The 15,320-nt window shown below is 42.8% G+C and carries 10 protein-coding genes; 5 read left to right on the top strand and 5 right to left on the bottom strand.

The features are described 5' to 3' along the window. Positions 1-23: 23 nt before the first annotated feature. Entirely contained in the window at positions 24-515 is a 492-nt protein-coding gene (locus ACJJI5_RS11600; RefSeq protein ID WP_445354061.1) for a hypothetical protein, read from the bottom strand. Between the two features lie 192 nt (positions 516-707). Between ACJJI5_RS11600 and ACJJI5_RS11595 the strand changes: the two genes are divergently transcribed. The 3 genes from ACJJI5_RS11595 (at position 708) to ACJJI5_RS11585 (ending at position 4,471) form a co-directional block, all read left to right on the top strand. After that, the gene (locus ACJJI5_RS11595; RefSeq protein ID WP_445354060.1) at positions 708-1,025 is read left to right on the top strand and encodes a BlaI/MecI/CopY family transcriptional regulator; all 318 of its coding nucleotides are present in this window, start codon (positions 708-710) and stop codon (positions 1,023-1,025) included. 458 nt (positions 1,026-1,483) lie between these two features. Further along, positions 1,484-1,951, top strand: a complete 468-nt coding sequence (locus ACJJI5_RS11590) for a M56 family metallopeptidase (protein WP_445356314.1) — start codon at positions 1,484-1,486, stop codon at positions 1,949-1,951. A 1,530-nt stretch (positions 1,952-3,481) separates the two neighbouring features. Beyond that, a complete protein-coding gene (locus ACJJI5_RS11585) occupies positions 3,482-4,471 on the top strand; it encodes a right-handed parallel beta-helix repeat-containing protein (RefSeq protein ID WP_445354059.1) in 990 nt (329 codons plus the stop codon). A gap of 872 nt (positions 4,472-5,343) precedes the next feature. On the opposite strand, the gene ACJJI5_RS11580 is transcribed toward ACJJI5_RS11585, so the two are convergent. The 3 genes from ACJJI5_RS11580 to ACJJI5_RS11570 all read right to left on the bottom strand — a co-directional run bounded on the left by ACJJI5_RS11580 (position 5,344) and on the right by ACJJI5_RS11570 (position 8,318). Next, positions 5,344-5,697: a DUF1428 domain-containing protein gene (locus ACJJI5_RS11580; protein WP_445354058.1), complete on the bottom strand. Its 354-nt coding sequence runs from the start codon at positions 5,695-5,697 to the stop codon at positions 5,344-5,346. Positions 5,698-5,803: 106 nt separating this feature from the next. Then, a complete protein-coding gene (locus ACJJI5_RS11575; protein ID WP_445354057.1) occupies positions 5,804-6,556 on the bottom strand; it encodes a class I SAM-dependent methyltransferase in 753 nt (250 codons plus the stop codon). A gap of 916 nt (positions 6,557-7,472) precedes the next feature. Continuing rightward, on the bottom strand, positions 7,473-8,318 hold the full coding sequence (locus ACJJI5_RS11570) for an SPFH domain-containing protein (RefSeq protein ID WP_445354056.1): 846 nt from the start codon (positions 8,316-8,318) through the stop codon (positions 7,473-7,475). A gap of 539 nt (positions 8,319-8,857) precedes the next feature. Between ACJJI5_RS11570 and ACJJI5_RS11565 the strand changes: the two genes are divergently transcribed. Then, positions 8,858-10,144 (top strand): hypothetical protein, encoded by a 1,287-nt coding sequence (locus ACJJI5_RS11565; protein ID WP_444897495.1) that lies wholly within the window; start codon positions 8,858-8,860, stop codon positions 10,142-10,144. A 532-nt stretch (positions 10,145-10,676) separates the two neighbouring features. Continuing rightward, positions 10,677-11,951, top strand: a complete 1,275-nt coding sequence (locus tag ACJJI5_RS11560) for a hypothetical protein (protein ID WP_445354055.1) — start codon at positions 10,677-10,679, stop codon at positions 11,949-11,951. Between the two features lie 213 nt (positions 11,952-12,164). Here the strand turns inward: ACJJI5_RS11560 and ACJJI5_RS11555 are convergent, their stop codons facing one another. Then, positions 12,165-15,311: an efflux RND transporter permease subunit gene (locus ACJJI5_RS11555; RefSeq protein ID WP_445354054.1), complete on the bottom strand. Its 3,147-nt coding sequence runs from the start codon at positions 15,309-15,311 to the stop codon at positions 12,165-12,167. Between the last annotated feature and the right edge of the window lie 9 nt (positions 15,312-15,320).

Here is a 15,320-nt window from a genome sequence, read left to right as displayed (position 1 = left end):
CCCATCCGATCTAAATGTAACTATTATCTAATCCACCCTGAGCAATAGATAGAAACAATTAATATCAAAAAAAGAAAAGCTCCAGTGGCAAATAGAATTAATGCAACCACAATATTTCTATGGACTACATCAACGCTTACCACGTTACTGAAATACCTCCCTTCCTGACCTGCCAACCTGAAATAATAGTAGCCACTCTCAAAACCACTTAAGGCAACTTCACCTTCTTTAGGTAGCGAATAGGTCCTTTCTATATCACTAAATTCTTTGTCTAAACTAAGCTGTAAAATGTAAGTCGTATTTTGACTTACCCCCTGCCACTGAAAATCAAAAAAGCCTTCAGTTGACAACTGCTGATATGGTTTAAGCGTCAGCTTTCCCTCATCACAAATCGCGCCACAACATAATATTACCCCAAAAAACACGAACGAAGCTTTTGTATAAAAATTAACGGAATAAAGCATTTGCAACCGCGCTGGCATATATATCAACACTTCACTTTCTTTTAGCCGCATCTACACAATAGCCTTTAGGCCAGCCCCATCAAGCAGAATTTAAGTTACTAAAGCGCCATTCAGATGCAATCCTCTTCAATATAAGCCCACTACAAGAAGGTTTACATCTCTTACCCCTACTTAATCAAAACTTAACCACAATAGACTACACATGTAGCCTGCAAGACTAAATTTTCAGTCATCCTTAACATCATGAATATTTCGACCTCTGAACAAGTAATCCTTGAAGCACTCTGGAAAGGTCACCCTCTTACAGTAGAACGGATTATTGAACGGGCACAAGAAACGCCTGACTGGCATCCAAATACTGTAAAACCGATACTGAACAGGCTTGCAACCAAGATAACTCTTGAGAGAAGCAAAGATGGCAGACGCTATTTTTACTCTCTTGCTATTTCGAGGGATGAACTTGTTGAGGGGGAAACTAACAGACCCCTGTCACATTTTTTCAATGGCAAAATGGCTCCCCTGCTTGCACACTTCGCCCAGCATAAAAAGATATCAACATAAGAGTTAAAAGAAACTGCAAACAAACTGAAGAAGAAAAATTATTGAGTGGCTATATTAAACATCAGTTAAAATCACTTTTCTAATTGGTTTAGTTCTATTGATAAAAGGTTTGATCCGGCGTTATCCGGGCGCACAGATAGCATTCCTACTCTGGCTAATTCCTTTGGTTAGATGCTTCATGTGGCAAAAACCAGAAGTCGGAATTACACTTATTGAGTGTCAAGCCGTTTCAGCTGATAACATTTCAATAAAGATATATCCTAATCCAAATGTTACGGTACTTACTCCCGACTTTTATTTAATCTGGGTTTGGTTGATCGGTTTCTCTGCCTGGGTGATCTATAGACTTTTTTCTATACGCACACTTAAAAATCATTTAAGCAAAAATCGACAATCTATTTCGGTAGAAGAGATTATCAGAATTCATAAACCATTAGCACTGAAAGCCCACGCCATATATAAAACACACACCTTCCGCTCCATTTGTTACAGGCCTATCAAAGCCTGCAGCATACTTACCGGATGATTTCTATTCACGATATAATAAAATTCAGCAACGCTGTATTCTTGCCCATGAACTCTCCCAAATAGAACGTAAGGATTTATGGGTTCAATTGGTCTATGAAATCGTCCGTGCCGTATTTTGGTTCAATCCACTAATTCATATGGCTGCACCAATAATCCGAGAAGACCAGGAATTGGCATGTGACCATCGAATTCTAAAAAATAGCAGTAACAATGAACGCTTAGAATATGTTCGCGCATCAACAAAACGTTTATACGCGAACATCCTCCCCTCCACCATGGCATTTCTATTAAACCAAAAAGAGAGATTTATCATGCTTGAAAAACACCACAGCTCAACAGTAAAAACAACATTAGGTGGCCTTCTTGTCCTTACTATAGGGTTTATTGGTCTAACCTAAACACCACATGTAGTAGCTGATGACTCATCTTGGCCAAAGGAAACCATGCAACTTAACTTTGAGGAAATCCCGCTAAGAGAAGTGACTAGAATGATTTTCAATTCCGCCGATCAAGATGTTGTCGGTATTGAACAGTTGTCAAATCAAAAGGTTACAATCAAAATTTACTCTGTAAGACCGTATCATGCGGCAATCACTTTATTAAGGTGTTATGAATTCAAAATGGAACAACGCGACAATCAATACACTATAATTCAAGAGTCTTCAATTATTACGTTTCACAGTTCACCTAAAACCTGCATTAGTTCAGAGCTCGGCTAAATAGGAGCAAGAGGCCATCAGCTATAGGCAAGATATATATTAATAAGCAATTAAATACAGCTTTAAAAAGACGCAATTAATAAACCACTCCCTATAACCATTATCAAATACTGCAATCCAATCCGCGAAATATTTATCGGTATATTGACGAAACAATGAAAACATCGAAGATGCATTTATTTATGTAGATTACAGCCACTTCCATCATGGATAATTACATTTTTGTCAACTATTCCAGTGAGAGCATGATATGGAGCCGAAGCGCGAAAGATTTCATTGCAAGATGGTAGCACTCCATTCCATTATATTTAAAGAAAGAGGCCGGTATTGGGCTTAACACTCAAAATACTGGTGGATCACTGTTGCTTGGTCAGCGCCGGTTTTCCGGACATCCCGTTTAACCTTCTTAGCCAATTCAGGGCATAAGGCACCTCTAATCGTGAACACGAAATTGGCGGAAAGGTACCAGAAGGTCAAATAACACTAATCAAATGAAGAGATACAACTGGGAACAGTTTTTATTAAAGCGCCATAATTCAATTTTTAATAGGGGCCTCAAAATAATTCTACAGTATATTGCAGGCATTGATGGTCGCAGACATTAGGCGCAGCATGCAACGAATGCCAACAGGGTCACAGTGCAGCAACTGCGGACTTCAAGGCTTCCCTATGGGACTTTCGAGGCATCACAAAATTGTCCACCCCCTAGATATTCATGTGGAAGCACTGAACCACCTGGTTATTAGAGCCTATCACTCCCAGAACTTGATCGTAGTCCCTACCTAGATTGCCATTTAAAACTACCCGGAGTATTGACCTTAAAGGAATTCAAAAAGTATTACCTAAGGTGATAAGTATCAGACAAGATAATTACACCCACTAATTCTCAATATCTATATAGGGCAACCGACACTAAACATTTCCATATAAATATTAAAAATCAACACCAGCACTTCCCGGGCAAAACTAACCTCATAGACCAAGGGAAACACCCAAAGACTTATAAAAAAATATAATTACAACAATCTCAAAACTCCAAATAAATATTTGGAAAAAACAACCACATAAAGCAGAATTGTTGCTGTAATAACAACCACCCACTTTAACCATAAAACTGCATTGAAGACTCTAAACAAACCATTTCAGGACACCTAAAAAACAAGGATAAACTAAACCCACTAATACCCTATTACATGGAAGGAATCATCAATGAATATCAAATTATCTAAGTCTTTGACTGCGCCCATCTACTTAATGGTAAGCACTTCAGCCGTTATACTTTCCCCTCAATCACTTGCCGTTGAATGTTTTGATACTATTAATTCACCTACCACTCTTACAGAAAATTTACTATGTGAGTTAACGCCAGAAAACCCTTACGCTTTAACCATTACCGGCCCCTCAGGAAACCTGTATATGTCAGGTGATGGCGGAATCACATGCATCGGCGGAGCTGGAGAAACTGGACAATTTGGTATAATGGTTGAGGGTACCTCTCGTCAAGTTATCGGTGGGAGCGTAGAGAATTGTCCAGGGGGCATTCTGGTAGCCGGCTCCGGCTTACACTCAATTCTTCACACACAAATCACTAATTTTCTCCTCGATGACGGAATCAGAGCAGAGAGTAATAACAATCTAATACAGGGCAATATTATTACTAGTAATGGGGCGGATGGTGATGATGGCATAGATGCCAGTGGCGACTTCACTACAGTAACACAAAATATAATTAATGGGGCAGGTGACGAAGGAATAGAAATTAATGGCGCCTCAGCCTCTATCATCCAAAATTATACTGCAGGCAGTGACGATGACGGAATTGATCTAAACAGATCTGGAGCAACCATATCATTCAATATTTCTGAAAACAATGATGGTGGCGGAATCGTCATTAATGGAAACAACTCTTATATATCCCAAAACATTGCCTCCAATAATGGTGATGATGGTATTGAGATCTCCGACAGCGGCTCTAGCAATACAATCCTCCAAAACACAGTCCAATATAATGGTGACCAGGGAATATATATAGAGCAGTCAGGAAGTGTCGACAATGTAATTCGAGGCAATATATCTACAGATAATGTTGGTTTCGACTTGCTGGACCCATTTGCCGATCCCACCTGCACTAATTTAAATAATACTTGGAGCTCCAATACAGCCAATACTTCCGACCCTGACTGTCTTCGATTCCTCTAGCGTATCAAATAACTGTGCTTGTAGATAATCCCTACATTTACAGCGTGGGCGATCGATCATGGGGGTAGACAGTGGAAAAAAGAAATTTAATAGCTGTGGATTGGCAACTTCCAGAGTTATGTATATTAGACAAGCCTACCCCCTAAATATAGGTACATTCAAATCCTAAAGAGCGATAATGAACCGAATAAAACCGATAACAATAATCACCCTAAATCTACTGAGCATTGAATAAAATACACAACCGTGCAATATAGCTGTAACACTAACCACATGTTCCGGATCATTCGATATGGAGAACAAACTCCTACCATTTCCCAAGCACCAACCTGACAAGTCCGTCGTGGGGCTACCATGGCGGCATGAATTGTAACCAAGGTCGTCAGGTCCGTAGAGAAGGCAAGTGCCTAACAACATATACTCTTTAAGAGAGAAACATCTCTATTAAAGCCACCAGCCGAACACTATTCACCCCAAATGACCAGGATAAATAGTGCAAGGTTAGAGGGAATTATAGTCATACGATTACCCAGGATTACCCAATTTTTCTGGGAGGGACCTGAACAATACCACATTGCGAAATTGGGCTTTTGACGAATATACCAAACTAAAGAAATTAGGACCATCTTCGAAATCGTGAAATGCAATTTCACTTTCTTTAGGCAGTGGATAGTCGCCACCAGCTTCGAGAATCACGAAGCCCAACTAAGCTGCAGAATATATCCACCCTCTTCAAGTGTAGCTGCACTCCAAATACAACTACGTATCAATCATTAACGGAACCTTCGCACTACTCAATTCACGATAAAATACTACCTCAAAGGCAACCCAAACTAAGCTATTGACATTCCGCAATGACCTACAAACATGCCTTATTCATCCAATATAATATTAAAGCCACCATAGATTAATCTCTTACCATCAAATGGCATGGGGTTTTGATCTGGGCTCATCCTCGGATCATCCATAACCGCCTGCCATCCAGAGTCTCGAACCGCTTTAGAAGGCCAGAGGACCCAGGAGAACACTACAGTTTCATTGCCAGCACACTTTACGGCCAAAGGAAAAGAGGTTAATTCGCCTTCTGGAACATCATCACCCCAAGTTTCAACAACCTTTAGAGCCCCCTGCTCTTTAAATACCTCTGCAGCAATTTTTGCATGCTTAATATATTCTTCTTTATTATTTGAGGGTACAGCTGCTACAAATCCATCTGCATAAGACATTTTTAACTCCCCGGTATTTTCTAATTTGATAAGTTACTATTGAAATTAAATACAGATTTGCAAAGCACTTCTACTGCCCTGATCTAGTGATAGCGATATCTCTCTATCACCAACCTTTCTTACACCCTACATAGAGCACAAAATCAAATGCTATCACTCTTTTCTCTTGAGGTATCTTCCAAACCTCCTTAGCCTTACGGTAGGCCCGCTCCATAAATTCACCACCCATGCCATCTATACATCTCCGCACGGCCGAAAAAGTATGTATAAAATTAAAAAACTCATTCAGGTCCCAGACTGCTTCCATAGTTGGCTTCGAAACCTGTATAGCACTAAAAGGAAAGTCTATATCCTTAAAGTGATTCCAGAGCAATTTGTTTTGTGGAGCCCAGCACGTCTCTATTGGACCCAAAATAAGTTCATTGAATATTTGAGCCAGATCTCCATCTAAGACTGGCCAGTTATAGCCCCAAGCTGAAAAAATACCTTTTGGCTTCAAAACCCTTAGAACTTCGGGCCAAAAATCATCAAGGTTAAGCCAATGCAACGCCTGGGCCACACAAACCAAATCACAACTCTCATTTGCCAAGTCACACTGCTCAGCAGGTCCTACTTGATAGTGAATATTAGGGTGGACTTTAGCCGCTTTTATTGGCTCGGCGCTAATATCAGTTGCGTACACACTACCAAATAGTTTAGCCAATCCTATCGCTGCCTGACCACTACCGCAAGCACAATCCCAGGCAAGTTTATTTGATGGAGCCAAGCTTGAGAGACACTTATAAAGCTCTGGAGGATAGGTTGGCCTAGCAGTCTTATAAAGCTCACTCTTGTCACTGAATAATTTGTGATGGTGCATTTCTGCCCCCGACAAATAAGGTTCTTTAAGCAGCCGCGGCAAGATAATATATATGAGCTACTATAGCTGCACCTCTTACCCTAGCTCTTAGGTCAAAATCAAAAAAAATATTATTCTTATTTATTAGCAGCTGGGACCCCCTCCAAGCATTACCCTACCAATAACTTCTTGAAATGCAACAATTCATGTGAGACCAATACTGGCGCGATAGTGGACATCAATACTCCTGCCCAATACCAACAAACCACAAAATAGCGATACCTTGCCCTTCCGAGACATAATACGAGCATCATCTTCCAGGTAAAAACTTGACAGCTACGATATCACGTATAATTTTCCGCCACTAACTATGCAGACCAAATACACATTAGGAGTCATAATAGAACTTCGAAACAGCAATAGCACAAAATACTCTAAGAGCTTTTCTTCAACGGCCTTCTAAACAGGCGAAACATAGTCCTCCATCCAGGGCCAAAAATAAGCCAAAAAAATAAGAGTGCTTTGAAAATATCATCCCACATATAAAGTGCAAATGATTTATCTAGATTACCGATCATTCATGTCATTGCTCGAATGAGAGCTAGGGTGATTACGCAGGCTAACAGTGTTTTTATAAATACAATCAATTCATACCTTAACTTGGGCCAACCATAGTCGGGACTAGCCGGCTTGGACTCGCCGGTAAAATGCCTAGCAAAGATCATATCGGCCCATTGACTCAAATTACGACCAAAGACAACTGATAAAGCAATATAAGCAGCGCCAAGAGCATGAAAAATGTTGTAGTTGTACCACTTAGAATATCAAGTACTGTAGCGCTGAGCGGTACGACATCAACTATCGGAGTAAAGTACTATCAAGATACCCCGAAGCTACCAAAGGATAAGCCCATAGGCTTACCCCTCGGATGACCTTACTAGACAGGCTCGGGCTCTCTCAGCGGCCGTTGTTTTGCTACCGCAGCCGACTTATCAGGTAACGGCAAAGCGACAGGTACTTGCTGCGCCTGGCTGGTAGCCATTACCACAGTACTACCGTGACGTGCAGCAGTTACCAGCGCATCATTATCTGCAATGGCAGTCATAAAGCGCAACGCTTCGTCTGCGCTGGTACCAGCGCTGGTAAGAACCTTAATAGCCTCGGCTGCACTTTGTGCATATACCCGTCGTGCCTCCCCCATTTTCTCCATACGAATCTTTACGGACTCGCCATCAGCTTTAGCCTTACCCACTTCGCGCTCCCGAATCGCCTCAGCCTCGTAGGTAGCGGCCTGCTTCTCCCGCTGCATTTCCATAACTTTGTTAGCCTGAACCTCTACCGACTTGGGTAGCCGCGGCTCATCTGATAATACATCGACAATCTCTACACCAAAGTCGTGGAAAAATTGGCGAAGGCGCCCCTTGGCTTTATCAGCTATATGTTCTTTTTTGTTATAAACGTCTTCAAGTTCAATGCCGTTGGCAACAGGGATAGCTGCATCTGTCGCAAAAGACTTCAGTTGTGCCTGGTAATTCTCTAAATCATATAGAGCTTTGTATGCAAGCTGCACATCCGACGATACCTGGTGCTGAACCTTAAGAATCAAACCAAAAGTGACATGATTACTGGTCTTTAGACTCAACTCAACGGGGGTTTCATGTAGAGCCGTTGAAGCTTTTTTGTCTACCCAGGAAAGGTAGGGAATAATCAAGTTGAAACCAGGGGTGGCAGTTTTCCAATATTTACCAAGAAATAGCACAAAGTGGTACTGTTTCGGTTCCACTATCACAATGGACTTAGCTAACAAAAAAATTACTACAGCTCCAAGTATCGCAGGCCAAAAAAGTAAAAGGGGAAAGAGTTGTTCCGGCATATTTTAAAAATCCAGTCAGAATAAATTATATAAGATGTGCAAACTCTCTTATTCAGCAAGGGGTAACCAATGGATACGCAAATATACCCACTATACTAAGAGCATTCACCCACAGCTTACATCAACTACAACATGCTGGCCACAAAGCTACTGTCCAAAACCCAACTGTAAGTCTACTACCCCCCAGTAGGGTAAAAGCAAATGTAAAGAACTTCACTAAACCCGCTACAGACCAATAAACAACAATTTTTCTGGAAAAACCCTTAAATTAAAATCCGCACCAATAAAACTATTGTTAGTACAACTTACCATCACTTAACTATTCTTCTGCAACAAAGTATCCAAAATCAAATCTACAGCCATTTACCTTTAAGCAATTGTTTTTTGTGATTCAAGCCTATTCAAGTTACTTTACATGATATGGATGGGCTTTAAAAAGGAGGTACTTTGTGCCAGCTACAGAGCTCTCCAGAGTATTAGGTGCAGAGGAGGCTATGTTCACCGAGTTGGCAAGGCGAACTTGCGGGGGGACATTAGTAATCTCCTTTATCAAAGTACTCACTCCTCTTAGCGTTGAAAAATTGATACGTGGTTTCGCATCGGCACATAAAATCTACCCACTTTTACAGGCAAGAGTTGAGTCCGGCAACAAGCTTCGATGGCGCTGCGACGTACCATTCGAGTCAATTCCAATTGAGGTTCGAAAATTGAAGGGGCCTCTTGATTTCGAGGCTGAATTCAATCGCCGGGGAAAGACGGGCCTTGATGTTGAAAAATGCACATATACACTTTCTTTCTATATTAATTCCCATGACGAAGTTGAATGGATCTCACTAGTCAGCAGCCACGCAGCTTTGGATGGCCGATCAGTGATGACTTTATTCTGTATTTTGGACATATTCTTTAAAGATGAAGGAACATTCAGGTTAGGCGGACAACCACTTTATGAAGCTGTCGAAAGCTACTTTAGCTCCCCTAAATACTTTGCCCATGAAAAACCATCTTCTCAAAAAGATGAACTTTTTAATTGGCCCGTAGAGGAACCTGCTTTTGTATCAGAACGTGAAGGTCATGCTATATATCGGCAATTTCCGATTGCAGAAATTTCACAACTGGTAAAAATAGGGAAAAGTCACAAGGTAAGGCCAAGCGCCCTGTTTTGCGCCATTGCGATTCAAGCATCCAAAATATTACCCAACCATAAAGATTGGATAAAAATTTTACTACCCATGGATGTTCGTGAACTCTGCGGCACTGAAATTGGATTAAGTGCAGTAGGTGCTTTTTCATCAGCAACCACTCTTGAAATCATGCCCAATATAGATATAGAAGACACCTGGCAACTAGCGCGCCACTTACAGATTGAGCTTGACAAACAGGCGGAAGAAGGAGAACCATTCAAGTTCATGTTCCCCAAGAAATATAAACTCGAGGATATTATTGAATGGGCTCAGGATTATGAGGAAAAGAAATCTTTCTTTTCTGAAGGAATGTGTATATCTAATGTAGGCAGCATGAAAGCGCTTGGCACAGCAATGAAGCACTTTGAAATCATCACGGCAATTCCATTTCAAACACATGGAGCTCACCCTATCTCACTACTAACCTATTCAACGGTACGTAATTCTGTATTTATATTTTCGTACTGTGATCCACTCACAAAACGAGATAGCGTTTTGAATTTTGCAGAAAAATTCATCAACACTATCAAGAGGCTTTTAAAACCTGAGAACTAACCCTTGACTTAAAAAAACGAACAAAAGCAAAGGCGCCCACTACTCCCTAATCAGCCAAGGCTACCCCCAAACAATTTCACCTTATGTACGATTCTCCAACAAAGAATCAATTGGTCACTACAAGTGACCACCAAAAATCAATGCAAGGAAATATTGGCAACGCCAACCAAGTACAGTCTGTCATATCATATACATCTCATAGATTTCACCAAACATCAACCTTAAGCCAATAAACCATATAAAATTCAGTACTTTTTTTAATGTAACCTACCGAAAGGAGGCGACGTTACTAGCTTTATTGAAAGGCATACATGTATACCAAAGGAGCTATTGCCCCATACCCCTACTCAAGTAATGCACCTCAAACCAGTCAATCTTAGATCAAGCCACGACAAATCTTAGCCAGCACTTATGTATTCCGAACAAGTATATATAGATAAGCAAGCAATATTTAGGTATCAATATTTTTGCATCTTAACTTCTATTTTATTAAGTTTGACATTAAGTCAATCTGTTCTTGGAAAGAGCACCTATGTCCAGCCGAGAGTCCTCCAGGGTGCTGGGGCCTGAAGAAGCATTATTTACCGAGCTAGCCAGGAGAACTTGCGGGGGAACCTTGCTGGTTTCCTTTTATAAAGTTCTAATTCCACTGAGTGTCGAGCAACTTAAAACTGCCTTTTCTTTAATCCATGAAATTTACCCCCTTCTACAGGCTCGTGTTGAGTCAGCTGAGCAACTGCGCTGGTATTGCGATGTACCCTTTGAGGATATTCCTATAGAAATAAAGGAGCTTTCAACACCCATTAATATTGAGTATGAATATACTCGCAGAGGTAAAACAGGACTCAATGTTGAAGCATGTACATATACTCTTTCCTTCTATCTAAATTCACTCGGTAAAGTCGACTACATATCTATGGTCAGCAATCATGCTGCATTGGACGGCCGGTCTGCCGGGATCATATTCTATATTTTAGATTTGTATTTTTTGGATCAAGGAAGATTCAGGTTAGATAGACAGCCGTTATACGACCCTGTTGAGACCTACTTTGATTCAAGCAAGCATTTCTCCAACCAGCAAACATCTGGAATTAAGGAAAATTTATTTAAATGGCCAGTAGAAGAAGCCGCTTTTGTTACTGAACGGCAGGGCCATGTTTTATATCGCAAATTTCCTATGGAGGAACTCTCTCACGTTGCAACTATTGGCAGAAAACACAAAGTAAGACCTAGTGCGCTTTTTTGTGCTATTGCCATCCAGGCATCAAACATACTGCCAAATCACAGAGAATGGATCAAAATCTTATTACCCATGGATGTCCGCGACCTATGCGGCACCGGAATCGAGTTAAGCGTTATTGGTACCTTTTCTGCAGTTACTACTCTTGAGGTTACACCAGATATCGATATCGAGAACACCTGGGAGCTGGCAAAGCACTTACAGATTGAACTTGATCGGCAGGCAGAGTCCGGCGAATATTGTAAGTTTAACTTTCACAAGAACTATGATTTAGGGAATATTATTGAGTGGGTTGAAAAATACGAAACCAACAATCCCTACTTTCTTGAAGGATTATGCGTATCCAACTTGGGTAACCTGGAATCCCTGGGTGTGCACATGAATTTTTTTGAACCTATCATAGGTACCTCACTCCAAACTCACGGCGCCCATCCAATATCATTGAGCACTTATTCAACAGAAAAAAGTTCCGTTTTTGTCTTTTCATACTGTGACCCACTAACAAAAAGAAATAACGCTTTAAATTTTGCTGAAAAATATATCAACACTCTAAAGAATTTGATATGAATCAGCTCCACATAAACTAGGCGTCTCAAGCTATCGAGTCACTTTCGGCATGTACTACTCCCAAAAACACAGCGCCATAAAAGCAATGCATTTAAACCATACGCAGGCTGTATATTAAACACTAAGATTATCTTACAGACTCATAGGGGAGTTTATTAGGAAGCCGAACGACCTGCACTCATACCTTTTGTGAGGTGAAGTAGGCAGAAACATCTACTTAATAGAGTTTTTAGCCATCTCGTCTCCTCCCCTGCTATGCACAATCCGATAAAGTAACGGAAGTACAAACAGAGTTAGAAGTGTGGAAGAAATAATCCCCCCAATCACAACCGTGGCCAGGGGCCTTTGTACCTCTGCGCCGGTACCCACATTCAATGCCATAGGCACGAACCCCAAGCTGGCGACCAGAGCGGTCATCAGTACAGGACGAAGACGAATCATTGCTCCGTCAATAATCGAAACCAAAAGCTCACCGCCCTGTTGCCGCAGCTGACGAATAAATGACAGCATTACCAGGCCGTTTAAAACCGCAACACCAGAAAGGGCAATAAACCCAACCCCTGCAGAAATCGATAGAGGCATACCGCGCAGCCATAGAGCTAGCACCCCGCCAGTTAACGCTAAGGGAACTCCTGTAAAAATGATCAAGGCATCTTTGAATGAGCCGAAAGCCATTACCAGAAGACCGAGGATTACCAAAAGCGTCAGCGGGACAACGATAGAAAGACGCGTACTTGCAGATTCCAGTTGTTCAAATGTACCTCCATATACCAACCAGTAACCGGCAGGCAAAGACACCTGTTGTTGGATTCGGGCTTTTGCCTCCTCCACAAAAGATCCTAAATCGCGATCGCGTACATTCGCGGTTACCACTACACGGCGCTTGCCATTTTCACGACTGACCTGATTGGGAGCCGGTGTCATGTCAAGATTGGCTACTTCAGACAAAGGCACATAGCTACCTAGCGGGCTACCAGCGGGTAAAGATACAGGTAAGTCACCAAGGTTTTCATAGTCCCGGCGCAGCCCTTCCGGCAGCCTTACTACCAATTGGAAGCGGCGGTCACCCTCATAAATCAGCCCTGCAGATTCCCCACCAATTGCGGTTGATACCAAGTCCTGTAGGGCTTTCAGGTCGATACCATAGCGGGCAAGCGCTATACGCTTGGGGACTACAGAGAGAACTGGCAGACCTTCAACCTGCTCTACTCGAGCATCGGCTACACCCTCAATCCCATTTAACACACCCAGGATTTGATTAGACGAAGCGACAAGCTGGTCCAGGTCATCACCAAATACTTTGATGCCCAGATCTGCACGCACACCAGAAATCAACTCGTTGAAACGCATCTGGATTGGCTGGGTAAATTCGTAGTTATTACCTGGAAGCTCTCGAACGGCTGCTTCGATTTCTGCCACTAATTGCTCCTGGGGCAGTTTTGGATCGGGCCATTGGTTTCTGGGTTTCAGGATCACAAAGTTATCAGCCACATTCGGAGGCATTGGATCTGTAGCCACCTCTGGAGTACCAATTTTTGCAAATACCTTGTCTACCTGGGGGAACTCCTTAATGCGCTGCTCCAGTAGACGCTGCATTTCCACCGACTGCTCGAGGCCAGTCCCCGGAATACGTAAAGCGTGTAGTGCAATATCGCCCTCATTAAGCTGAGGGATAAACTCAGAACCGAGAGTAGTAGCTAGCCAACTACAAAACAGTACTAAAGCAAGAGCCCCTGATAGTACCAGCCAACGCACTTTCATTGCGGCAATTAAAAGCGGCTTGTACAGTGACTTAGTAGCAACAATCACCTTATTTTCTTTTTCACTGACTTTCCCGGTGAGAAAAACAGCAACTGCTGCAGGTACTACGGTGAGAGAAAGAACCAATGCAGCCAATAACGCCATAACCACAGTAGCGGCCATAGGGTGAAACATCTTTCCTTCGACACCAGTCAGTGTGAACAAAGGAATATACACCACCGTGATAATCAACACTCCAAAAAGGCTCGGGCGAATCACTTCATTGGTGGCCTGGAATACCAGCTCCAGTCGCTCTTGCAGAGGTAACTTACCGCCCTTGCGCTGTTGGGCTTCGGCGAGCCTGCGAATCGCATTTTCTACGATAATTACAGCCCCATCGACAATCAGACCGAAATCGAGCGCACCGAGACTCATCAGGTTGGCAGAAACACCGGTTTGCACCATACCAAATATAGTGGCAAGCATGGACAGCGGAATCACAGCGGCCGTAATAAAGGCAGCCCGAATATTTCCAAGCAGCAAGAACAGCACGACGACTACCAGCAACGCACCTTCAATAAGGTTTTTCTGTACTGTAGCGATGGCTTTGTCCACGAGCGTCGTGCGATCGTAAACCGCTTCCACCTTTACACCTTCAGGTACAGTGGATTTCACTTGCTCCAAAGCTTCCGCCACATTGCGCGCCACCTCGCGGGAGTTTTCCCCCACCAGCATCATAGCGGTGCCCAATACGGTTTCTTCACCATCTCGCGTAGCAGCACCTGTACGCAGCTCTTTACCAATAGCCACTTCAGCAACATCAGAAATTTTAACCGGCACCCCGGATCGGCTGGTAATTACTACGTCTTCAATTTCTCCTATATTCTGTAGTTGTCCCGGTGAACGCACTAACAGTTGGCGTCCATTATTTTCCAGATAGCCAGCACCTCGACTTTCGTTGTTGCGACGCAAAGCCTCGGCAATGTCCTCCATCGATACGCCGAAGTTAAGCATCTGGCGGGGGTCCGGTGTTACGTGATACTGCTTGTTATAGCCACCGATAGTATTTAGTTCCGTAACCCCCGGAACGAGAGACAATTGCGGTTTAATAATCCAATCCTGAATCTCCCGCAGTGCCGTGGCGTCGTAGGGCTGACCATTGGGCTGGGTTGCTCCGGGCAGAGCCTCCACGGTATACATAAAGATCTCACCGAGCCCGGTGGCAATGGGCCCCATTTCCGGCTCCAACCCCGGGGGCAGATTGCTCTCGATGGTACCCAGGCGACTGTTTATTAAGTTTCGCGCAAAATAGAGATCTGTCCCCTCTTTGAAAACCACAGTCACTTGGGATAGCCCGTAGCGCGAAATCGAACGGGTGTACTCCAAGTTGGGAAGTCCGGCAAGTGCCGCCTCTACCGGATAGGTGATTCTCTGTTCAGCTTCTAAAGGCGAGTAACCAGGTGCTTCAGTATTAATCTGCACCTGAACATTGGTGATATCGGGGACCGCATCAATAGGGAGTTTCTGGTAACTCCAAACCCCTAGCCCCACCAGAATAAAAATTAGGGACAATACGAAATAACGCCGCTCAATGGAGAAGCGCAGGATGCTTTCAATCATCTTCTGGCC

This window comes from Microbulbifer maximicatervae (SeqCode) (assembly GCF_052467955.1).
Note: the sequence above shows the minus strand (reverse complement) of the source record. Positions and strands in the feature narration are given on the sequence as shown.

What these genes read in the sequence shown, in the direction of transcription:
- ACJJI5_RS11600 (WP_445354061.1), bottom strand. Translation starts at nt 515, where the DNA reads ATGCGGCTAAAAGAAAGTGAAGTGTTGATATATATGCCAGCGCGGTTG.
- ACJJI5_RS11595 (WP_445354060.1), top strand. Translation starts at nt 708, where the DNA reads ATGAATATTTCGACCTCTGAACAAGTAATCCTTGAAGCACTCTGGAAA.
- ACJJI5_RS11585 (WP_445354059.1), top strand. Translation starts at nt 3,482, where the DNA reads ATGAATATCAAATTATCTAAGTCTTTGACTGCGCCCATCTACTTAATG.
- ACJJI5_RS11580 (WP_445354058.1), bottom strand. Translation starts at nt 5,697, where the DNA reads ATGTCTTATGCAGATGGATTTGTAGCAGCTGTACCCTCAAATAATAAA.
- ACJJI5_RS11575 (WP_445354057.1), bottom strand. Translation starts at nt 6,556, where the DNA reads ATGCACCATCACAAATTATTCAGTGACAAGAGTGAGCTTTATAAGACT.
- ACJJI5_RS11560 (WP_445354055.1), top strand. Translation starts at nt 10,677, where the DNA reads ATGTCCAGCCGAGAGTCCTCCAGGGTGCTGGGGCCTGAAGAAGCATTA.
- ACJJI5_RS11555 (WP_445354054.1), bottom strand. Translation starts at nt 15,311, where the DNA reads ATGATTGAAAGCATCCTGCGCTTCTCCATTGAGCGGCGTTATTTCGTA.